Raw genomic sequence first — 20,184 nt, 5'->3', positions numbered from 1 at the left:
GGGTGAGGGGGCATTCTTGCGACCGAAGTCATGCCTCTCACCCTGTCCCTTTTCCCGCAAATGGCAGGGCAATCGCATTTGGAAGGTCAAGCGCCGATCCCTCCCTCAGGGGAGGGTGGATCCGACCGAAGCTCGGAGACGGGTGGGGTGCAAGACAGCCGGATGTCCCCCTCCGTCGCCACTTTGTGGCGCCACCTCCCCCTCCAGGGGAGGATCACGCCCGCGCTACTTTCATAGGCGACTGCCCTGCCGCCAAGGGGGAGAGGCGACCATAGCCGCAAGTGCGGTTGGCCTTCCTCGCGCGGAGCGGCGGCGATGACGACACGGTCTGCCACGCGTCTCGGGCTCGGTGCGATCGGGCTATGGTCGCTCCTTGCGCTACTCACCGCCGCCTCCGGCCGCATGCCGGCCTTCCAGCTGGCGTCCATCACCTTCGCCTTCGGCGGGCTTGTCGGCGTCGCGGCCTGGGTCCTTGAGCCGCGTCGCATGAAGGCGCTGCATCAGCCACCGCTCGTATGGCTCGTCGGGGTCGGCGGGCTCTTCGGCTATCACGCGCTCTATTTCGCGGCGCTGAGGCTCGCCCCGCCCGCGGAGGCCGGGCTCATCAATTATCTCTGGCCGCTGCTCATCGTGCTCTTTTCGGCGCTTCTGCCGGGCGAGCGGCTGCGGGCCGGGCAGATCGCCGGTGCCATCATCGGCTTCGGCGGGGTCGTCACGCTCTTCCTTGGCCGGGGAGACCTTTCGCTGGGCGGCGCCTATCTGCCGGGTTTTGTCTGCGCCTTCGCGGCGGCCTTCTTCTGGGCCGGCTATTCGGTGCTGTCGCGCGTCTTCGGGGCCGTGCCGACCGATGCGGTCGCGGGCTTTTGCCTCGCGACCTCCGTGCTGAGTCTCGTCTGCCATATGCTCTTCGAGCAGACGGTCTGGCCGGACGACGGGTGGCAGTGGCTCGCCATTGCCGGGCTCGGCCTGGGGCCGGTGGGCCTTGCCTTCTATCTCTGGGATATCGGCGTCAAGCGCGGCGACATCCGCTTTCTCGGCGTCGCCGCCTATGCGGCGCCAGTGCTGTCGACGCTCCTGCTCGTGGCGGGCGGCTTTGCCGAGCCCACCTTATCGCTCGCGCTCGCCTGCGCCCTGATCGTTGCGGGCGCCTTCACGGCCTCCCGGGCTGCCAGCCGGCCGGCGCCATCTCGAACCCCGCAAAGCTGAAACCTGGCGCCACCGTGCAGCCGACGAGAGTCCATGCGCCCAGGCTCTCGGCCGCTTGCCACCAGCCGGCCGGCACCACCTGCTGCGGGCGCTCGCCCGCCCTCAGATCCGGGCCGAGGCTGCGGGTCTCGCGGGTCACGCCGTCCGGCGACAGCGCGAGGCGCAACGGCGCGCCGGCGTACCAGTGCCAGACCTCGGCCGCATCGACCCGGTGCCAATGGGAGCGCTCGCCGGCGGCCAGCAGATAGTAGATGGCCGTGGAATGTGCCCGGTCGCCATTCCCGGCCGGATCGCGAAAGGTCTCGCGAAAGGCGCCGCCCTCGGGATGCGGTTCGAGGCCGAGGAGCGAGATGACCTCGGCTGCGGTGAGCCCGTTCGTCAGTTCCCCCGCCATGAGCTCAGAACCGGTCCTTCCAGGCTCTCAGCGCTGCGAATACGGCGGCGGGCTCGCTGCCGTCGAGGTCGACCGCCCTGGCAAGCGCCGGGTCGCCGGCGCGCAGGAAGGGATTGGTCGCCTTTTCCTCGCCGAGCGTCGAGGGAATGGTCAGCCGGCCGGCGGTGCGCGTCTCGTCGATCTGCTTGGCGCGGCTGACGACGGCCGGGTCGTCCGGCGTCACGGCGAGCGCGAAGCGGGCATTCGACTGGGTATATTCATGGCCGCAGTAAAGGCGGGTGTCGTCGGGGAGCGCGGCGAGCTTCTGGAGCGAGTCCCACATTTTGGCGGGTGTCTCCTCGAACAGCCGTCCGCAGCCCATCGCAAACAGCGTGTCGCCGGCAAAAAGCGCGTGCTCCTCGGCGAACCAATAGGCGATATGGCCGGCGGTATGCCCCGGCGTCGCGATGACCTTGGCCTTGAACGAGCCGACGATCACCTCGTCGCCTTCGACGACCGTCGCATCGAGGTCGGGAATGGCGGCCGCCTCGGCCCGCGGGCCGACGACGCGGGCACCGGTGCGCGCCTTCACGGCCGGTATGCCCTCGATATGGTCCCCATGCTTATGGGTCACCAGAATGTCGGTGAGGCTCCAGCCGGTGCGGGCGAGCGCCGCCAGCAAGGCTTCGGCGTCGGGCACGTCCACGGTGGCGGTAGCGCCGGTCTTCGGATCGTGCATGAGCACGCCGATATTGTCGCTGCGGCTCAGGAAAACGTCGATCTCGGCGGCCATTGGCTAGCTCCGTCTGATGGGGCGGGGGCAGCGGCGATCGTCCTGCCGCAGCGCCTTCGGCCATGGTTATCACGGCCGAGGCCTGCTCGGAACCGCGGGTCGCGACTTGTATGGGGGGTGACACGACCCCATCATTGCAGGAGACAGGGGGGTAAGCTGGTGCGCGATGGCGGTCGACGTCGTTGATCTCAAGGCCTTTTACGGAACGCCGCTCGGTGTCGTGGCGCGCCGTCTGGTCGGGCGCGCCATCGAGCGCCTGTGGGGCGACATCGATCGCCAGCGCCTCCTCGGCATCGGCTATGCGACACCGTATATCTCTCCTTTCCGGGCGCGCATGGAGCGCACACTCGCCTTCATGCCGGCGATGCAGGGCGTCGTGAACTGGCCGTCCCCGGGCGTCTCGTCCTCGGCGCTGGTCGACCCGACCATGCAGCCCCTGGAGGATGCCTCCATGGACCGGGTGCTGGTGGTGCATGCGCTCGAGACGAGCGATGCGCCGGAGGAGCTTCTTTCCGAGGTCTGGCGCATCCTGACGCCGGGCGGCCGCATGATCGTGGTCGCGCCCAATCGCCGCGGCCTGTGGGCGCGGATGGACACGACGCCCTTCGGCCAGGGGCTGCCCTATAGCCGTTCCCAGCTTACCGGCCTCATGCGGCGCACGCTGTTCTCGCCGGAGAACTGGGGCGAGGCGCTCTATGTACCACCTCTGCAGCGCAAGCTCTTCCTGCGGGCTGCTGTCGCCTGGGAGCGGGCGGGCGCACGCCTGTCGCTGCCCTTCGCCGGCGTGCATGTGATCGAGGCCGCCAAGCAACTGCATCGCCCCGTGACCGTGCGGCCGGTTCGTGCATCCCGCAAGCTCAGCCCCGTCCTCTTGCCGAGCCCCGGCCCACCGGTGGCGACCGGCCGGTCCCTATGCCGGACCGCGAGCCGGGGCTGCGACAGGGATCAGCCGACATGAGCGTTCGCTCGGACGTTCCCATGTCGCGCAGCCCCACAACGTCGCGCAGCCCCACAATGTCGCGCAGCTCCACTTGGCTGCCGCGCTTGACTTGGCCCGCCCAGGGCGCCAAGGTCCCGCCGCCGTCGCCCCCGGCGGGCGGATTGGTCGGTCCCATCGCCCCAGGGGCGGAGCTGTTGTCCCGACCCCCTCATTCGATGAGTTGATGCGTAGCTATCTCGATTTCGAAAAACCCGTCGCCGAACTCGAAGCCAAGGTCGAGGAGCTGCGCGCCCTTGCCCAGTCGGGCGATGCCGTCGCCATCGGCGACGAGATCGGGCGGCTCGAGGCCAAGGCCGAGCGTGCGCTCGAAGAGCTCTATGCGGCGCTGACGCCCTGGCAGAAGGCACTTGTCGCGCGACATCCTCAGCGGCCGCATTTCATCGACTACTGCACGGCGCTGATCGAGGACTTCACGCCGCTCGCCGGCGACCGTAAATACGGTGAGGACGAGGCGATCGTCGGTGGCTTCGGCCGCTTCCGCGGCGAGAGCGTCTGCGTCATCGGTCAGGAGAAGGGCTCCACGACCGAAACGCGCATCCGTCACAATTTCGGGATGGCGAAGCCGGAAGGCTATCGCAAGGCTGTGCGCTTGATGGAACTCGCCGGCCGTTTCAATCTGCCGCTCATTACTTTCGTCGATACGGCAGGCGCCTATCCCGGCATCAATGCCGAGGAGCGCGGCCAGGCGGAGGCGATCGCCCGCTCAACAGAGGCTTGCCTGGCGCTGCCGGCGCCGAGCGTGTCGGTGATCATCGGCGAGGGCGGATCAGGCGGGGCGATCGCGCTGGCGACCGCCAACAAGGTCCTGATGCTCGAACATTCCATCTATTCGGTGATCTCGCCCGAAGGCGCCGCCTCGATTCTGTGGCGCGATTCGTCGCGGGCGCAGGATGCCGCGACCGGCATGAAGATCACCGCCCAGGACCTTCTGAGATTCGGTGTCATCGACGCCATCATCCCCGAACCCTCGGGCGGCGCCCATCGCGATCCGGTGCAGGCGATCACTGCAACGGGCGATGCAATCGCCGCAGGCCTGCAGGATCTCGCCGGGCTCGCCCCTGAAGATGTCCGTCGTTTGCGCGCCGAGAAATTCCTCGCCATCGGCAGACAGTTGTGAAACCCGCGCAATTGCGGCAAGATCGCCGCGGCTGGGGTCAACTTGCGTGGCGTCCGTCTTCGGAGCTGCGCCCTCCTGCCGCCGTCTTTCGGTAAGATTAGGGTAAGGCTGAGGGCGTAAAACTTATCAACCGGCAAATTTCATCCCGCCAAGATAATGGGTGCCTGATGTTGATGCGCGTCGCCATGCTCGTGATCGTGGGGCTAGGGCTCGCCTCCTGCCAGGAGGGAGGCAACTATGGGCGCAGCGCCCGGGCCTATGTACCCGTCCCTCCGGCTACGCTCGCACTCATGTCCGAGAAGGGTATGACGAAGAGCGCTCCGATCCTCATCCGCGCCTATAAGAAGGAGGCGGAGCTCGAGATCTGGAAGAAGGACAATTCCGGCCGATACGCGCTCCTGAAGAGCTACCCGATCTGTCGCTGGTCCGGCCAGCTCGGCCCCAAGGTGCGCGAAGGCGATCGCCAGGCGCCGGAGGGCTTCTATACGATCACGCCGGCGCAGATGAATCCGAACTCGAACTACTTCCTGTCGTTCGATACCGGCTTCCCGAACGCCTACGACCGCGCGAACGGATTTACCGGCTCCTTCCTCATGGTCCATGGCGCCTGCTCTTCGCGTGGCTGCTATTCCATGACCGACGAGCAGATCGCCGAGATCTACGCCGTCGCCCGCGAGGCTTTCGCCGGCGGCCAGCGGTCCTTCCAGTTCCAGGCTTTTCCGTTCCGGATGACGCCGGAGAACCTCGCCAAGCACCGCAAAGACCCGAACATCGCCTTCTGGCGGATGCTCAAGCGCGGCTCCGACTATTTCGAGGTGACGCGCGAGGAGCCCAAGGTCGGCGTGTGCGGCCGGCGCTACGTCTTCAATGCCGTCTCCGCCAACGGCCTGCGCCTCGATCCGGTCGCCACTTGCCCGCCGCTGCGCGAGGAAGAGGCGGTCGCCGCGGCGGTCAATGCCAAGGAGCGCCAGGACGAGGCGAAAGTTGCGGAACTCGTGCGCGAAGGCGTTCCGGCCATCCGCCTCGTCTACCAGGACGGCGGTCAGAACCCCAAGTTCCGCACGGCCTCCTCCTCGGCTGACGACGGAAGCGGACGGGCGATGATGTTCGCCTCGGCACGGCCGGCCAAGCAGCTCGAAGTGAGCCGGCCGGAAGCGCTGGAAGCGGGGCCGCAGGAGATCGTGCTCGATGACGGCGGCAGGGCGGCGGCGCCTGCGACGGCGGTCGCGGCCGTCCAGCCCGCAGCAGGCGCAGCCTTGAACAGCGCCCCAGTCACCCAAGCCATCAAGGCGGAAGAGGCACCGGCCCCCATCCTCGCCTCGGCTGCGGCCGGGCCGGGCGAGAAGCCGTCTCTCCTCCGGCGCGTGTTCTCGTGGTCCGAAGCATCGAAGCCGGCCGCGACGGGTGGAACTGCTGCCGCGCCAACCGCGGTGCCGCTTCCGCCGCAGCGCGGCTCCGCAGGGGCCGACCAGCGGGCGGAACTCGCGGCACGGCCGCAACCGACACCTGAGACGGCACCCGCTCAGGCGGCACCGAAGCGCATCTGGCCGCTCTCCATGTTCTGACATGCGTCGCCGTGTATCGGTCAGCCGGGCAGCGCGACCTCTTCGCGCGGCATGAGCTGATCGACCACGACGACGCCGACGACGAGCAGGGGGACGGCCATGAAGGCGCCGATCGGTCCCCAGATCCACGTCCAGAAGGCGAGCGCCAGAAAGACGAGGAAGGGATTCAAGGTGAGCCGCCGCCCCACGATGTTCGGCGTGACGATCTGCCCCTCCAGGATATGCGCGGCGAAATAAAGCGCGACCGGGAGAAGCGCGTGCGCCAGCGTGGCGAAGCTCAGCACGCTCACGAAGAAGAGCACGACCAGCATGAGGATCGGCCCGAGGAACGGGATGTAGTTGAGCACGAAGGCCAGCATGCCCCAAAGGGCCGGGTTGGGCAGGCCGGAGACCCACATCAGAAAAGCGGTGATGATGCCGAGGCCTGCATTGATGACGGTCACCGTGCCGAGATAGGCGCCCAGACGCCGCTCGATATCGCTGACGACGCGCAGCGCCAGCAGCCGCCCCTCGCGGGTCATGAAGCCGACGATGAATTTGCGTCGCATCTGTGCCCGGCCGGCCAGGAAGAAGAGCAGCGAGCCAAGGAAGAGCACGAGCTGTGTGACGGCAGGGGTCATCGCCGAGATCACCGTCTCGATCATGGTGCCCTGGCGGACATCGACGGGGATGCCGCCGGCCTCGGTGCCACGCAGGGAATTGATCATGTCCTCGAGCCGTTTGAGAACGCCGAGCGGCTCGCGCAGGTCCTGGAAGCGCTCGTGGAGGGTGGCCCCGATCTCGGGCGTCCGCTGCATCCAGATCGCGAGCTGGCTGGAGAACGCGATCCCGAGGCCGTAGAGGGCGGCGATCAGAAGGAGGAGGACGAGAATGGCGCCGGCGAAAGGCGGAACGCCCCATCGCGCCATACGTTCGACGAGCGGGCCGAGAATGCTGCCGACGATGAGCGCCGCAACGACAGGGGCGGTGATATCGCGGGTCACCATCAGCGCGGCACCCAGCATGATGATGAAAATGCCGATGACGGCGAGCCGCATGGCGCCGTCCCAGACCGGCGTCAGATCACGCTCGGCCACATCGCCGTCGCCGTTGGCGTGGTTATCCTTGGCCGCGGCCAGCGGGAGACGCCGCCTGTGAAGACGCAGGTCCATGCGGAATAATGCCCGAGAGCGAGGCAGAGCCGGCCCATTCTGTTATGATCGCGCTAGGTCGTCTGACAAAGCCGGCCTCCGGCTCGTCCGCCAGGCGCGCGAAGCCTTCCGACCAGGAGCAGAAACCGCCGGTCCGCTCGTTGCGGTACTCGCCGGCCATCGGCTTCATGCGCCGGAAATCGTCGCATCGGTGAACGCGAGCCGGACCATTCCAGTTCCAGCCGCGTTGCTGTGAGGCCTGTTCTGCGCAGAGGCGTGTTGAAAGACCATGTGGATCGACGAAACCGGAACCCCGATTGCTGTCCTTGCACCTATGGCACGGCCTGTGGCAGGCAAGGGCTCGCCTGCGCGGTGGACGGTCGCCGTCTTGCGGATCGGTGCCGTTCTCTTGAGCGTCCTGGTCGGGGCGAGCCCGGCCTTGGCCGAGGATCCGCCGAAGCCTCCGGCCGCCACTCCCGCGACACCGGATCGGCTCGATCTCAGGGTCATGGTCCGGGAGCACGCCCTGCGTGCCGGCCTGCCGCCCCAGATCGCCGATGCGGTTGCCGAGGTCGAGAGTGCCTATAACCCGCGCGCGTCAGGGAGCTATGGCGAAGTGGGACTGATGCAGGTGCTGCCGTCCACGGCGCGCCTTCTCGGCTTCGGGGGCACGCTCGCCGAACTCGCCGACCCCGCGACGAATATCCGCTATGGCGTCGCTTATCTCTTCGGGGCGTGGCGGCTCGCCAAGGGTGATGTCTGCACGACGGTGATGAAATATCGCGCCGGGCACGGCGAGACGCGCTTCTCCTACCGCTCCGTCGACTATTGCCAGCGGGTGCGCGCCATTCTCACGGCCCAGGGCTATCCGGTAACGGGCGAGGTGCCGAAGCCGACCTTCGGCGATCCGGTTGTCGCCGGGCGCGGCGGAGGGCGCAAGGCTCTGGCGCGGGGCCGCAAGAGCCGCGTCAACTGGGCGGCCTATGACGCGCGCATGCGCGCCCTCTCCAGCAAGGTCACCGCCTCCACCCTGCGCATCATGCAGTGAGGAAGCCGGCGGGCCGCCTCACACGAAACGGCCGTGGCAGTGCTTGAACTTCTTGCCCGAGCCGCAGGGGCAGGGGTCGTTACGCCCGACCTTGCCCCAGGTGGAAGGGTCGGAGGCATCGACGGCAACCCGTGGCCGGCGCTGAGCAACTAGCGTATCGGCATCGTCGCCGACGAATTCCTCTTCACCGCTGAAGGGGTTGAGGTGGTGCGCTTCCATGGGCGGAAGCTCTGCTTCCGGTGGCGGCGTGAACATCACTTCGACGCGCATGAGCTGTGCCGTCACCTGCTCGCGCAGCCGGCCGATGAGGCCATCGAACAGCTGGAACGCCTCGGACTTGTATTCGTTGAGCGGATCGCGCTGGGCGTAACCGCGCCAGCCGATCACCTGGCGCAGGTGATCCAGGGTGGAGAGATGCTCGCGCCAGAGATGGTCGAGGGTCTGCAGGAGAACCTGCTTCTCCACATAAGCCATGACGTCGGGCGTGTTCTTCTCCACGCGCTCGGCATAGGCCGCATCGGCCGCCGCCTTCAAGCGATCGCGCATCTCCTCGTCGGCGATGCCCTCTTCCTTCGCCCAGTCCTCGATCGGAAGCGTCAGGTTGAGCTCGTTCAGCGCGGCCTCGGCGAGGCCCGCTGCATCCCACTGCTCGGGGTAGGAATTTGCCGGGATGTGGCGGGAGACGAGTTCCTCGATGACGCCGTGGCGCATCTCGTCGATGGTCTCGCGCACCGACTCCTGGGCCATGAAATCGCGACGCTGCTCGAAGACCACCTTGCGCTGGTCGTTCATGACGTTGTCGTATTTCAGGATGTTCTTGCGCATGTCGAAGTTGCGCGCTTCGACCTTGCCCTGCGCCTTCTCGATCGCCTTGTTGATCCAGGAATGGACGATCGCCTCGTCCTCCTTGAGGCCGAGCCGCTGGAGCATGCCGTCCATGCGCCCGGACCCGAAGATGCGCATGAGATCGTCTTCGAGCGACAGGAAGAACTTGGAGCGGCCGGGGTCGCCCTGGCGGCCCGAGCGGCCGCGCAGCTGGTTGTCGATGCGCCGGCTCTCGTGTCGTTCGGTGCCGATGACATAGAGGCCGCCGGCGTCCAGGGCGCGTTGCTTGAACAGCGCCACCTCGGCACGGATCTCGGCCTCGCGCGCGGCGCGCTCCTCGCCCTCGGGCATGTCGGCGAGTTCTTGCGGCACGCGCATGTCCGCATTGCCGCCGAGCTGGATGTCCGTGCCACGGCCGGCCATATTGGTGGCGATGGTGATCGCCCCGGTCACGCCCGCCTGCGCGACGATGAACGCTTCGAGCTCGTGGAAGCGGGCGTTCAGGACCGCGAAATGCTTCGACGGCTTGCCGCCGCGGGCCGCCTTGAAGATGGGGTCGAGCGCATCGGGCTTCGTGAAGTCGACCTGCTTGTAGCCCATCTGGGTGAGGAACTTGGCAAGCACCTCCGACTTCTCGATCGAGGTGGTGCCGACGAGCACCGGCTGGCCCTTTTCAGAGGCCTCGGTAATCTCGCGGGCGATCGCCTTGTATTTCTCGACATCGGTCCGGTAGACCTCGTCGTCCTCGTCGATGCGTCTCACCGGCTGGTTCGTCGGGATCTCGACGACGGAGAGATTGTAGATGTCGAGGAACTCGTCCGCCTCAGTCGCCGCCGTGCCGGTCATGCCGGCGAGCTTCTGATAAAGACGGAAGTAGTTCTGGAAGGTGATGGAGGCGAGCGTCTGGTTCTCGGGCTGGATCTGCACGTGCTCCTTGGCCTCGAGCGCCTGGTGCAGTCCTTCCGAATAGCGCCGGCCCTGCATCATGCGGCCGGTGAACTCGTCGATGATCACGACCTCGTCGTTGCGGACGATGTAATCCTTGTCGCGCTGGAAGAGGGTGTGGGCCCTCAGCGCCTGGTTCACGTGATGGACCAGGGTCGCATTGGCGGCGTCGTAGAGCGAGCCCTCCTTCAGAAGGCCTGCTTCCTCGAGGAGCGCCTCGATGCGCTCGTTGCCGGATTCGGTCAGCGAAACGGCGCGCTGCTTCTCGTCGACCTCGTAATCCTCGCGCGAGAGCCTCGGGATGAGCACGTCGATGGCGTTGTAGAGCTCGGAGCGGTCGTCCAGCGGGCCGGAAATGATGAGCGGCGTACGCGCCTCGTCCACCAGGATCGAGTCCACCTCGTCGACGATAGCGAAATGGTGCCCGCGCTGCACCATATGCGCGAGCTCGTATTTCATGTTGTCGCGCAGATAGTCGAAGCCGTACTCGTTGTTGGTGCCGTAGGTGATGTCGCAGGTATAGGCCGCGCGGCGCTCGTCGTCGTCGAGGCCGTGGACGATCACGCCGACGGTGAGCCCGAGGAACTTATAGACGCGGCCCATCCATTCCGCGTCGCGGCTGGCGAGATAGTCGTTGACCGTCACTACGTGAACGCCCTTGCCGGCAAGCGCGTTGAGGTAGACTGCGAGCGTCGCCACCAGCGTCTTGCCTTCACCGGTGCGCATCTCGGCAATCGCGCCTTCGTGAAGAACCATGCCGCCGATGAGCTGCACATCGAAATGCCGTTGGCCGAGCACGCGCTTGGCGGCTTCGCGCACGGTCGCGAAGGCCGGCACCAGAAGATCGTCGAGCGTCTTGCCCTCGGCGAGCTCGCGGCGGAACTGCACCGTGCGGGCGCGCAGGTCCTCGTCCGAGAGAACAGCGACCTCCGGTTCGAGCGCATTGATGGCCTGAACCTTGGGGGCGTAGGTCTTCAGGCGCCGGTCATTGGCGGAACCGAATATTTTTTTCGCAATAGCGCCGAGCATAGACATTCTTTCTGCGCGTAGGGCCGGCCGGGATGGCATCCCACCCGTCGGCCACACGATTAAACCCCCGACGGCGCCGGGTCCAGCGCGGGGTGTCCTTCGCTGTTGGGCGAAATGGGTGTATCCGTCAAATCTGTCAACCCGTTTACGGCCTGAAGCGGGCCGGGCGCGGCAACGTGCCCTCGTGTCTTGCCTCTTGCCAAGGCACGCGGCTTCGGCCACTCATGCAGGCTGATCATAGACCCGGACTCGTGCGGCCAGCCGGCAGCCAGTCGTTCACCGGCCATCGGCCGCATTGCGGAAGCCAGACATGAACGCCCGTCGCTTTTTCCTGACGACCGTCGCCACGACAGCGCTCGCTGTTTCCGCGGCCGTTTCCCTCCCGGCACAGGACGCTTTGGCGCAGACCGGCACGCCTGCGCAAACCCCTGCCGCACAAGCGCCTGCAGCGCAAGCTCCGGCCGCACAGGCGCCCGCCGCGCAGTCGCCGGCCCCCGAGAAGCCGCTTGCCCTCGTCAACGGCGTGCCGATCACCCAGAAAGACCTCGACATGGCGAGCGAGGACCTCGGCGATCGTCTGCCCGCCATGCCGGATGCGCAGCGCCGCACCTATCTCGTCAATTATCTCATCGACATGAAGATCCTGGCCCAGGCGGCCGAGAAGGCGAAAATCGCCGATACGCCCGATTTCGCCCGGCGCATGGCCTATTACCGCGACAAGGTGATGCTCGACGACTATCTCGCCTCCGAGGTCAAGAAGGCGGCGACGCCCGAGGCGGCACGCAAGCTCTATGAAGAGACCATCAAGACCATGAAGCCCGAGGAGGAGGTGCGCGCCCGGCATATCCTCGTCGAGAGCGAGGACGACGCCAAGAAGATCGCCGCGCGGGTCAAGGGCGGCGAGGACTTCGTCAAGGTGGCGACCGAGGTCTCCAAGGACCCGGGTTCGGCCAAGGACGGCGGCGATCTCGGCTTCTTCACCAAGGACCGCATGGTGCCGGAATTCGCGGAAGTCGCCTTCAAGCTGAAGCCCGGCGAGATTTCCGATCCCGTGAAGACCCAGTTCGGCTGGCACGTGATCAAGGTCGAGGAGAAGCGCGAGAAGCCCGTGCCGACCTTCGAAGAGGTCAAGGACCAGGTGGACAGCTATCTCGCGCAGAAGACGCAGCAGGACATCATCCTGGCGTTGCGCAAGGACGCCAAGATCGAGCGCTTCGACGAGCCGTCGCCTGCGCCGGCGACCCCCGCCGAGCCCAAGAAGCCCTGACAGCCCCTTTAACGGCCTCTGCAAAGGCGTCGCGACCCGCCATGGCCCCAGCCCATCCCGTTTCGCCGCTCGCCCCGAAGACCGAGCCCGCCATGCCGGCCATCGACGGCGTGCGCTTTGCGACCGCCGAGGCGGGCATTCGCTACAAGGGGCGGACGGATGTGCTCCTCGTCCTCTTCGATCCGGGCACGACCGTTGCCGGCGTCTTCACCCGCTCCAAATGCCCCTCGGCGCCAGTGGAGTGGTGCCGCGAACGGCTTGCCGGCGGCAAAGCCCGTGCCCTGGTCGTCAATTCCGGCAATGCCAATGCGTTCACCGGGCGCAAGGGCCGTGAATCGACGGCGCTGACGGCGAGATTGGCGGCCGCCGCGGCGGGCTGCGCGGAGAGCGAAGTGTTCCTCGCTTCCACCGGCGTGATCGGCGAGCCGCTCGACGCCTCGAAGTTCGAGGGCGTGCTCACCGATTGCGCCAGCCGGACAGCGCCTACGCCCTGGATCGAGGCTGCGCGCGCCATCATGACCACCGACACCTTCCCCAAGGTGGCGACGCGGACGGTGACCCTGGACGGTGTCTCCTTGACCCTCAATGGCATTGCCAAGGGGGCGGGCATGATCGCGCCGGATATGGCGACGATGCTGTCCTATGTGATGACCGACGCCCCGATCGCCGCGCCCGTCCTGCAGCAGCTTCTGAGCGAGGGCGTGAAGGGCTCCTTCAACGCCATCACGGTCGACAGCGACACCTCTACCTCGGACACGCTGATGGCCTTCGCCACCGGGACGGCGGCCACCCGGGGTGCTGCACCCATCACAACGGCAACCGATCCGCGGCTGCCCGCTTTTAGGGCCGCGTTCGACGAGCTCCTGCTCGATCTCTCTCATCAGGTCGTGCGCGACGGTGAGGGCGCGCGTAAATTTGTCGAGGTCGCGGTGCGCGGCGCCGTCGATGCCGGCTCGGCCAAGCGCGTCGCGCTGTCGATCGCCAATTCGCCGTTGGTGAAGACCGCGGTTGCCGGCGAGGACGCCAATTGGGGCCGCGTCGTCATGGCCGTCGGCAAGGCGGGCGAGCCCGCCGAGCGCGACCGGCTCGCCATCTGGTTCGGCGACATTCGCGTCGCCGTCGAGGGCGAGCGCGACCCGGCCTATGACGAGGCGGAAACCTCGACCTATATGCGCCGCGACGAGATCCGCATCACGGTCGATCTGGGCCTTGGGGACGGCTCTGCGCGGGTGTGGACCTGCGATCTCACCAAGGCGTATGTCGAGATCAACGGCGACTATCGGAGCTGACCCCGTGGCCGGGGATCCGTCCATCCTGGAGATCGAGACAGCAGCCCTCTCCTCCTGGCCGGCGCTGCGGACGGCGCACGACCGGAGCTGGGTCTGGCGCTGGGCGAAAGGCTACACGAAGCGGGCAAATTCGGTTCAGGCGCTCGACCCGGCCGATGACGAGGATCTCGAGCGCCGGCTCGGCGAGATGGCGAAGCTCTCGCGGCGAAACCGCATCGAGCCGGTCTTCCGGGTGACACCGCTCGCTGCGCCGCGCGTCGCCGAGGTGCTCGCCGCTGCCGGCTGGGACGCCTTCGACGAAAGCATCGTGCTGACGGGCCCCTTGCCTCAGCGCGACCTTCCGCCCGGCGTCGAGGGCCGCGAGGTGCCTTCCACCACCTGGGCAGCCCTTAATGCGGCGATGAGCGGTTATGACGAGGCGAGCCGGGCAACGCTCGCGGAGATGCTCGCCGTGATCCCGGCCGAGGCGCGTGCCTTCACGGCGACCGCCGCGGACGGCGCGCCGGCGGCCTCCGCGCTCGCAGTCCGGACCGGCCGGATCGTCGGCCTCTTCAATGTGGTGACGGCGCCGCGATACCGGCGCCAGGGTCTCGCCCGCCGCCTCCTCGACGCGGCCTTCGCCTGGGGGCGCGAGGCGGGCGCGGGTTTCGCCGCCATCCAGGTGGTCGCGACCAATGAGCCGGCGAAACGCCTCTACGCATCTTACGGGCTTGCCGAGCGCTATCGCTACCATTACCGGCGACCGGCCGTCACCGTTCTCGAGGCAAAGTGAGCGCCGTGCCCGATACGTCCTTGCCCGCCGCCGTCAAGCTCACCCTCGTCGTCGCCTGCGCCCTCGTCGATGTGGACGGGCGGGTTCTCATCGCGCAGCGGCCGGAAGGCAAGCAGCTCGCGGGCCTCTGGGAGTTTCCGGGCGGCAAGGTCGAGCCCGGCGAGCGCCCGGAGGAGACGCTCATCCGCGAACTCCACGAGGAGCTCGGCATTGCCGTGAAGGCCGACTGCCTCGCACCCCTTACCTTCGCCAGCCATGCTTATGAGAGCTTCCACCTTCTCATGCCGCTCTATATCTGTCGGCGCTGGGAAGGGATCGTCGCTGCGCGCGAGCACCAGGCGTTGAAATGGGTGCGCGCCAAGGCGCTGCGCGACTATCCCATGCCGCCGGCCGACGAGCCGCTCATTCCGGTGCTGGTCGACCTCTTGGGATAGGCCGGCGCTAGCCCGGCTTTTCGCCCGTCCGGATCTCCTTCGTGCCCAAGGCATCGGCCAAGCGGGTGCGAGCTGAGCCCGGCCGCAAAGGCTTCTGCTGGCTCTCATGCGGCACCCAGCCGGACACCCACAGGAGCTCGAAGGTTGCGGGAATGCGCCCGTCCGGATCGGCAAAGCGTTCCGCGTAGAGCGCGATGGCGCGGGCCAGCGTCGCGCGCTTCAGCGGCGTGCGCCGGCGCTCGACGAGGCTGTTGGTGAGGCCCATGGCGCGCAGGTCATGCATGAGCGCGACCGGGTCGCGATAGCGCACCGTCAGCGTGTCGATATCGGTGACCGGCAGTGCGAAGCCCGCCCGCTGCAGGAGCCCGCCCATGTCGCGGATATCGACGAAGGGGGCGACCCGAGGACTGACGCCGCCCTCGACCTCCGCTTCCGCCTCCGCGAAGACTTGGCGCAATTCGGCGAGCGTTCGGCCACCGAGCAGGCAGGCGAGAAAGAGCCCATCCGGCTTCAGGCTGCGGCGGATCTGCACGAGCGTGCCCGGCAGGTCGTTGACGCCGTGCAACGCGAGCAGTGAAACGGCGAGGTCGAACCGCTCCTCGGCAAAGGGCAGCGCCTCCTCGTCGGCGACCACCAGCATCGCGGGGTCGGGCGCGCCACGCGGCACGAGCGGAGCCGCGCGGAGGACGGTCCGGATACCGGCCGCGGCAAGCCCGGCGGCAGCCGCCGCCGTCGGCGTGCCGAGGTCGAGGGCGAAGTGAAACTCGCGCTTTACCGCGGACAACCGCTCGATCAGATCCTCGCTGGCGCGGGCCAGAAGAAAATCCGCAAAGCCTCCTTCGGCGGCGCGTTCCAAGCGGCGGCGTTGCAGGGCGCGGTCGAAGACGAGGGGAGCGGCCATGGAAACCTGTCCGTAGGCGAGGGCGGCACCACCCATGTGGGGCAAGCGCCGGGCACGACAAGGCCGGTTACCGCGCGCCCGGCCGTCCGTCAAAGATCTTTCGCGGATCGCCCTTTGCGATAAGCTGATCGCGGGGGACTTCGATGGTCGACGACGCTCGATCGGCAACCGTGGGGGGCGGCCGCCTGCACGCGTTCTTAGGCGAGGCGCGGGCCAAGGGCGCGACCATCGCCGGGCATCTTCTCGGCCTCGTCTATCCCCCGAGCTGCGTCGCCTGCGGGCGCGCCACGGCCGAGCCGCACGGGCTGTGCCCGGTTTGCTGGCGCGATCTGCCCTTTATCGAACGGCCCTATTGCGAACGGCTCGGCACGCCCTTCGCTGTCGATTATGGCGGCCCGCTTTTGTCGCCGGGCGCCATCGCCGATCCACCGGTCTTCGGGCGGGCGCGCGCCGTGGCGCGCTATGACGGCGCGGCGAGGGAGCTCGTGCATCGCCTCAAATACGGCGATCGGCCGGAGCTCGCGAAAACCCTCGGCCGTATGATGGCCGTCGCCGGCGCCGAGCTGCTGGCAGAGGCCGATCTCATCGTGCCCGTGCCGCTCCATGCCTGGCGGCTCTGGTCCCGTCGCTTCAATCAGGCGATGGCGCTCGCCGCGGTTGTCGCGCGGCAGAGCGGCGTCACCTGCAACGGCTTCGTGCTGGTGCGGCGCAAGCGCACGCGCTCGCAGGTCGGGCTCACCCGCAACGAGCGGGCCGCCAATCTCCAGGGCGCGTTCCACGTGCCGGAGGCCCGCCGGCTTGCCGGCGAGCGGGTCGTTCTGATCGACGACGTGCTGACGACGGGGGCGACCGCCAATGCCGCCTCGCGCGCCCTGCTTCGGGGCGGAGCAGGCCATGTGGACATACTCACCTTCGCCAGGGTTGTCGTGGAGGGATGAAAATACCTATATCTTTGCAAGCTTGGTATTAAGGCACGTGTCTTGCAGGGGTTATCCGCATGCCGCCGGTCACGATCTATACGAAATCCTGGTGCCCCTATTGCCAGTCGGCGAAGGAGCTGCTGACGTCGAAGGACGTTGCCTTCACGGAAATCGAGATTTCCGGCAAGGCCGAAGAGCGCGCCGCCATGATCGAGCGCGCCGGCGGCCGCATGAGCGTGCCGCAGATCTTCGTCGGTGATCGGCATGTCGGCGGTTGCGACGACCTCTATGCGCTCGACGCGCGCGGCGAGCTCGACAAGCTTTTGGCGCCGTGAGGCGAGCCGGCCTGCTCAATCGGACCAGAGAAACGAATAACAGATGATCCGCTACACTCTCGTCTGCGATCAGGAGCACAGCTTCGAAAGCTGGTTCAAGGACAGCGACGCTTTTGACGAACAGGCCACGCGCGGCCTCGTCTCCTGCCCCGCCTGCGGCTCGGCCAAGGTCGGTAAGGCGATCATGGCGCCCTCTGTGGCGCGCAAGGACAAGGAGCGGCGCCCCGTCGCCGTTGCAGAGCAGCCGCAGCCCGCCGCCCAGCCGGGCGCACCGGCCCCCGTCACCCTCCTCAGCGAGAAGGAGCAGCAACTGCGCGAGATGCTGCGGGCGCTGCGTAAACAGGTGGTGGAGAACGCGGCCTATGTCGGCGATGAGTTCGCCGACGAAGCCCGGCGCATTCACGCCGGCGAGGCCGAAGGGCGCGCCATCTACGGCGAGGCGACGCGCGAGGATGTCCGTGAACTTCTGGAGGAAGGCATCGAGGTCCTGCCCCTTCCGCCTGCGCCCGAGCAGGGAAATTAGTCCATCGCACGGCGAGCCGTGGCAAGGTGATGCAGCACGATGCCGCTCGCCGTCGCCACATTGAGTGAATCGAGCGTGCCTTGCATGGCGATGCGCACGGTCTCCATGCGCGCCATGATGTCCGCCGGCAGGCCCGGCCCTTCCGTCCCGAAGATGACCGCCGTCCGCTCCGCCGGGGTTATGTCGTGCAAGGCTCGTTGGCCGGATGGGCTCAGCGCGAGCGCCGCGAAGCCGGTATCGGCGAGCAGGCTGAGGATGTCCTCGCCGGCATCGGCGCGCGCATAGGGCACGATGAAGGTCGCCCCCACCGACACGCGGATCGCCTTGCGGTAGAGCGGATCGCAGGATGTGGCATCGAGGATGAGCGCATCGGCGCCGAAGGCGGCGGCGTTGCGGAAGAGCCCGCCCATATTGTCGTGATTGGCGATGCCGATGGCGACGGCCACCAGCGCCTGCCCGTGCAAGCCGGCGAGAAGTTCCCGGACGCGCGGGCTCGACACCCGCCGGCCGACCGCCAGCACACCGCGATGGATATGGAAGCCGGCGATTCGGTCCATCACCGGCTGGCTCGCCACATAGACCGGAATGTCGGGCGCGAGGGCCGCGCCATCGAGCGCCGCGAGGCGCTTGTCACTGACGAGAAGCGATTCGACCGTAAACCGCCTCTGCCGCAGGAGCACGGCGAGCACGACCTCGCCTTCGGCGATGAACCGTTCGCCGCGCCCGACGAGATCACGCTCGCGAATATGGCTATAGGCGGCGATGCGCGGGTCGTCGGGGTCGGCGATGGGGATCGGCGCTGGCACCTCACCCCCCACTCTCGGCTTCCTCGCGCAGGAGCTCGAGCCTCAGCCATTCTTCCTCGGTCGCCGCCAATTCGCTCTCGGCATGGGCGAGCGTCTCAGTCGCCTTGGTGAAGCGGGCGGGGTCGCGGGCGTAGAGATCGGGATCGTCGAGCACCGCCTTCAGCTTCGTGATGTCGCGCTCGAGCGCCGCCATGCGATTCGGCAGGGTGTCCAGCGCGTGTTTGTCCTTGAAGCTCAGCTTGGGCCGGACCTGCTGCCGGGCCGATTCGGCGAGGTCGCCGGCTGGCCGGCTCCGCGGCGCGGGGCGCGAAGCGCCCACCGGCTCGACGCCCGAACCGCGCTGCGCGAGCATGTCGGAATAGCCGCCGGCATAGTCCTGCCAGCGGCCGTTGCCTTCGGCCATGAGCACGGAGGTCACGGTGCGGTCGAGGAAGTCGCGATCGTGACTGACGAGGAGGACGGTGCCGGCATAAGCGGCGAGCATCTCCTCCAACAGGTCGAGCGTTTCGAGATCGAGGTCGTTGGTCGGCTCGTCGAGCACGAGCAGGTTCGAGGGCTGGGCGAGCGCCCGCGCCAGCATGAGCCGGCCGCGCTCGCCGCCGGACAGCTTGCCGATCGGCATGTTCACCTGTTCCGGCGTGAACAAGAAATCCTTCATATAGCTCATGACATGCTTGGGGGTGCCGCCCACCATGACGCTGTCGCTGCCCCCGCCCGTGAGTGCATCGCGCAGGGTGACGTTCGGGTCGAGGGCTGCGCGGCGCTGGTCGAGGCTCGCCATGGCCAGGTTGGCGCCGAGGCGGACCTCGCCGGCATCGGGGGGAAGGAGCCCGGTGAGCAAATTAATGAGCGTCGTCTTGCCGGCGCCGTTGCGGCCGACGATGCCGATGCGGTCGCCGCGGGCGATACGCATCGAGAAGTCGCGGACGACCGTTTTGTCGCCATAGGTCTTGGAGACGCCGCGCGCCTCGATCACCAGCTTGCCGGAGACCTCGCCTCCGCTTACCGTCATGCGTACGTCGCCGACAGCCCGGCGTGCGTCGCGCCGTTCCTGTCGGAGGGCGCCGAGGGCTCTCAGCCGCCCCTGGTTGCGCTTGCGCCGCGCCGTCACGCCATAGCGCAGCCAGTCGTTTTCCTGGGCGATGCGACGGTCGAGTTTCTGCCGGTCGCGTTCCTCTTCTTCCAGCACCGTGTCGCGCCAGCTTTCGAAGGCGCCAAAGCCCTTGTCCAGTCTGCGTGTAACGCCGCGGTCGAGCCAGACCGTGGCCCGTGACAGCCGCTCCAGGAAGCGCCGGTCGTGGCTGATGAGGACGAGGGCCGAGCGCAGTGACGCGAGTTCGCTCTCCAGCCATTCGATCGCCGGCAGGTCGAGATGGTTGGTCGGTTCGTCGAGCAGAATGATGTCCGGCTCGGGCGCGAGCAGGCGCGCTAGCGCCGCCCGGCGCGCCTCGCCGCCGGAGAGCCGCGCGGGTTCCTCCTCGCCGGTCAGCCCGAGCTGCTCCAGCAGGTAGCCGGCGCGGTAGGGATCATCGCCCGGTCCGAGGCCCGCCTCGACATAGGCGCGGGTCGTGGCGTAACCGCTCAGGTCCGGCTCCTGCGGCAGATAGCGGAGCGTCGTGCCGGGCTGCAGGAAGCGTTGGCCGCTGTCCGGCGCCACGAGCCCGGCGGCGATCTTGAGCAGCGTCGACTTGCCGGAGCCGTTGCGCCCAACCAGGCACAGTCGCTCACCGGCTTCGACCGACAGCGCGGCGCGTTCGATGAGCGGCGTGCCGCCAAAGGTCAGCGCGACGTCCTGGATGAGAAGAAGAGGGGGAGCCATGGTCTCCAGATGGTGCGCATCAAAAGGTCATGCCAGGAATGGCCCATGCGCGACCCGAATGGCAAGCGCTCGTCTGCCGCGCCGGCA

General features: G+C 67.6%; 19 protein-coding genes. 12 read left to right on the top strand and 7 right to left on the bottom strand.

Annotated features, from left to right (window positions below; genetic code table 11):
- Positions 1-315: 315 nt before the first annotated feature.
- The gene (locus tag ACFQU1_RS18605; RefSeq protein WP_378135396.1) at positions 316-1,206 is read left to right on the top strand and encodes a DMT family transporter; all 891 of its coding nucleotides are present in this window, start codon (positions 316-318) and stop codon (positions 1,204-1,206) included.
- On the opposite strand, the gene ACFQU1_RS18600 is transcribed toward ACFQU1_RS18605, so the two are convergent.
- Complete coding sequence (locus ACFQU1_RS18600) at positions 1,151-1,600, bottom strand: cupin domain-containing protein (protein WP_378135394.1); 450 nt, start codon at positions 1,598-1,600, stop codon at positions 1,151-1,153. The genes ACFQU1_RS18605 and ACFQU1_RS18600 overlap by 56 nt on opposite strands.
- A gap of 4 nt (positions 1,601-1,604) precedes the next feature.
- Entirely contained in the window at positions 1,605-2,372 is a 768-nt protein-coding gene (gloB, locus tag ACFQU1_RS18595) for a hydroxyacylglutathione hydrolase (protein ID WP_378135392.1), read from the bottom strand.
- Positions 2,373-2,538: 166 nt separating this feature from the next.
- Between gloB and ACFQU1_RS18590 the strand changes: the two genes are divergently transcribed.
- The 3 genes from ACFQU1_RS18590 to ACFQU1_RS18580 all read left to right on the top strand — a co-directional run bounded on the left by ACFQU1_RS18590 (position 2,539) and on the right by ACFQU1_RS18580 (position 6,054).
- Positions 2,539-3,330: a class I SAM-dependent methyltransferase gene (locus ACFQU1_RS18590; protein WP_378135390.1), complete on the top strand. Its 792-nt coding sequence runs from the start codon at positions 2,539-2,541 to the stop codon at positions 3,328-3,330.
- 205 nt (positions 3,331-3,535) lie between these two features.
- Complete coding sequence (locus ACFQU1_RS18585) at positions 3,536-4,489, top strand: acetyl-CoA carboxylase carboxyltransferase subunit alpha (RefSeq protein ID WP_378135388.1); 954 nt, start codon at positions 3,536-3,538, stop codon at positions 4,487-4,489.
- Between the two features lie 167 nt (positions 4,490-4,656).
- Positions 4,657-6,054, top strand: a complete 1,398-nt coding sequence (locus tag ACFQU1_RS18580; RefSeq protein ID WP_378135386.1) for a L,D-transpeptidase family protein — start codon at positions 4,657-4,659, stop codon at positions 6,052-6,054.
- A gap of 20 nt (positions 6,055-6,074) precedes the next feature.
- On the opposite strand, the gene ACFQU1_RS18575 is transcribed toward ACFQU1_RS18580, so the two are convergent.
- A complete protein-coding gene (locus ACFQU1_RS18575) occupies positions 6,075-7,205 on the bottom strand; it encodes an AI-2E family transporter (protein ID WP_378135384.1) in 1,131 nt (376 codons plus the stop codon).
- Positions 7,206-7,473: 268 nt separating this feature from the next.
- On the opposite strand from ACFQU1_RS18575, the gene ACFQU1_RS18570 reads away from it, so the two are divergent.
- Positions 7,474-8,232 carry a lytic transglycosylase domain-containing protein gene (locus tag ACFQU1_RS18570; RefSeq protein WP_378135382.1) on the top strand — a complete coding sequence of 253 codons (759 nt, stop codon included), beginning with the start codon at positions 7,474-7,476 and terminating at the stop codon, positions 8,230-8,232.
- 18 nt (positions 8,233-8,250) lie between these two features.
- On the opposite strand, the gene secA is transcribed toward ACFQU1_RS18570, so the two are convergent.
- Positions 8,251-11,031, bottom strand: coding sequence for a preprotein translocase subunit SecA (gene secA / locus ACFQU1_RS18565; protein ID WP_378135380.1), 2,781 nt, complete (start codon positions 11,029-11,031; stop codon positions 8,251-8,253).
- 310 nt (positions 11,032-11,341) lie between these two features.
- On the opposite strand from secA, the gene ACFQU1_RS18560 reads away from it, so the two are divergent.
- From ACFQU1_RS18560 to ACFQU1_RS18545, 4 genes are read left to right on the top strand one after another with little or no spacing between them, the layout of a single operon-like run.
- Positions 11,342-12,298 (top strand): peptidylprolyl isomerase, encoded by a 957-nt coding sequence (locus tag ACFQU1_RS18560; RefSeq protein WP_378135378.1) that lies wholly within the window; start codon positions 11,342-11,344, stop codon positions 12,296-12,298.
- A gap of 41 nt (positions 12,299-12,339) precedes the next feature.
- Complete coding sequence (gene argJ, locus ACFQU1_RS18555; RefSeq protein ID WP_378135376.1) at positions 12,340-13,587, top strand: bifunctional glutamate N-acetyltransferase/amino-acid acetyltransferase ArgJ; 1,248 nt, start codon at positions 12,340-12,342, stop codon at positions 13,585-13,587.
- Between the two features lie 4 nt (positions 13,588-13,591).
- A complete protein-coding gene (locus ACFQU1_RS18550; protein ID WP_378135374.1) occupies positions 13,592-14,359 on the top strand; it encodes a GNAT family N-acetyltransferase in 768 nt (255 codons plus the stop codon).
- Between the two features lie 20 nt (positions 14,360-14,379).
- Complete coding sequence (locus ACFQU1_RS18545; protein WP_378135518.1) at positions 14,380-14,793, top strand: (deoxy)nucleoside triphosphate pyrophosphohydrolase; 414 nt, start codon at positions 14,380-14,382, stop codon at positions 14,791-14,793.
- Between the two features lie 7 nt (positions 14,794-14,800).
- Here the strand turns inward: ACFQU1_RS18545 and ACFQU1_RS18540 are convergent, their stop codons facing one another.
- A complete protein-coding gene (locus ACFQU1_RS18540; RefSeq protein ID WP_378135372.1) occupies positions 14,801-15,694 on the bottom strand; it encodes a methyltransferase domain-containing protein in 894 nt (297 codons plus the stop codon).
- 143 nt (positions 15,695-15,837) lie between these two features.
- Between ACFQU1_RS18540 and ACFQU1_RS18535 the strand changes: the two genes are divergently transcribed.
- The 3 genes from ACFQU1_RS18535 to ACFQU1_RS18525 are packed head-to-tail and all read left to right on the top strand — an operon-like array spanning position 15,838 to position 17,472.
- Positions 15,838-16,632, top strand: coding sequence for a ComF family protein (locus ACFQU1_RS18535; protein WP_378135370.1), 795 nt, complete (start codon positions 15,838-15,840; stop codon positions 16,630-16,632).
- A gap of 59 nt (positions 16,633-16,691) precedes the next feature.
- Positions 16,692-16,949, top strand: a complete 258-nt coding sequence (grxC, locus tag ACFQU1_RS18530; RefSeq protein WP_378135368.1) for a glutaredoxin 3 — start codon at positions 16,692-16,694, stop codon at positions 16,947-16,949.
- A gap of 43 nt (positions 16,950-16,992) precedes the next feature.
- Positions 16,993-17,472, top strand: a complete 480-nt coding sequence (locus tag ACFQU1_RS18525) for a DUF1178 family protein (RefSeq protein ID WP_378135366.1) — start codon at positions 16,993-16,995, stop codon at positions 17,470-17,472.
- Here ACFQU1_RS18525 and ACFQU1_RS18520 read toward each other — a convergent pair.
- Both ACFQU1_RS18520 and ACFQU1_RS18515 read right to left on the bottom strand, forming a co-directional pair.
- On the bottom strand, positions 17,469-18,290 hold the full coding sequence (locus ACFQU1_RS18520) for a TrmH family RNA methyltransferase (RefSeq protein ID WP_378135364.1): 822 nt from the start codon (positions 18,288-18,290) through the stop codon (positions 17,469-17,471). The genes ACFQU1_RS18525 and ACFQU1_RS18520 overlap by 4 nt on opposite strands.
- Positions 18,280-20,097: an ABC-F family ATP-binding cassette domain-containing protein gene (locus ACFQU1_RS18515; RefSeq protein WP_378135362.1), complete on the bottom strand. Its 1,818-nt coding sequence runs from the start codon at positions 20,095-20,097 to the stop codon at positions 18,280-18,282. Before ACFQU1_RS18515 ends, ACFQU1_RS18520 begins: the two co-directional genes overlap by 11 nt.
- Positions 20,098-20,184: the final 87 nt, after the last annotated feature.

The organism is Chelatococcus sp. GCM10030263, assembly GCF_042666455.1.
Classification (GTDB): Bacteria; Pseudomonadota; Alphaproteobacteria; order Rhizobiales; family Beijerinckiaceae; genus Chelatococcus.
The sequence above is the reverse complement of the archived record's forward strand: the minus strand, read 5'-3'. Positions and strand labels throughout refer to the sequence as shown.

Coding starts and splice junctions, on each gene's coding strand:
- ACFQU1_RS18605 (WP_378135396.1), top strand. CDS start 316: ATGACGACACGGTCTGCCACGCGTCTCGGGCTCGGTGCGATCGGGCTA.
- ACFQU1_RS18600 (WP_378135394.1), bottom strand. CDS start 1,600: ATGGCGGGGGAACTGACGAACGGGCTCACCGCAGCCGAGGTCATCTCG.
- gloB (WP_378135392.1), bottom strand. CDS start 2,372: ATGGCCGCCGAGATCGACGTTTTCCTGAGCCGCAGCGACAATATCGGC.
- ACFQU1_RS18590 (WP_378135390.1), top strand. CDS start 2,539: ATGGCGGTCGACGTCGTTGATCTCAAGGCCTTTTACGGAACGCCGCTC.
- ACFQU1_RS18585 (WP_378135388.1), top strand. CDS start 3,536: ATGCGTAGCTATCTCGATTTCGAAAAACCCGTCGCCGAACTCGAAGCC.
- ACFQU1_RS18580 (WP_378135386.1), top strand. CDS start 4,657: ATGTTGATGCGCGTCGCCATGCTCGTGATCGTGGGGCTAGGGCTCGCC.
- ACFQU1_RS18575 (WP_378135384.1), bottom strand. CDS start 7,205: ATGGACCTGCGTCTTCACAGGCGGCGTCTCCCGCTGGCCGCGGCCAAG.
- ACFQU1_RS18570 (WP_378135382.1), top strand. CDS start 7,474: ATGTGGATCGACGAAACCGGAACCCCGATTGCTGTCCTTGCACCTATG.
- secA (WP_378135380.1), bottom strand. CDS start 11,031: ATGCTCGGCGCTATTGCGAAAAAAATATTCGGTTCCGCCAATGACCGG.
- ACFQU1_RS18560 (WP_378135378.1), top strand. CDS start 11,342: ATGAACGCCCGTCGCTTTTTCCTGACGACCGTCGCCACGACAGCGCTC.
- argJ (WP_378135376.1), top strand. CDS start 12,340: ATGGCCCCAGCCCATCCCGTTTCGCCGCTCGCCCCGAAGACCGAGCCC.
- ACFQU1_RS18540 (WP_378135372.1), bottom strand. CDS start 15,694: ATGGCCGCTCCCCTCGTCTTCGACCGCGCCCTGCAACGCCGCCGCTTG.
- ACFQU1_RS18535 (WP_378135370.1), top strand. CDS start 15,838: ATGGTCGACGACGCTCGATCGGCAACCGTGGGGGGCGGCCGCCTGCAC.
- grxC (WP_378135368.1), top strand. CDS start 16,692: ATGCCGCCGGTCACGATCTATACGAAATCCTGGTGCCCCTATTGCCAG.
- ACFQU1_RS18525 (WP_378135366.1), top strand. CDS start 16,993: ATGATCCGCTACACTCTCGTCTGCGATCAGGAGCACAGCTTCGAAAGC.
- ACFQU1_RS18515 (WP_378135362.1), bottom strand. CDS start 20,097: ATGGCTCCCCCTCTTCTTCTCATCCAGGACGTCGCGCTGACCTTTGGC.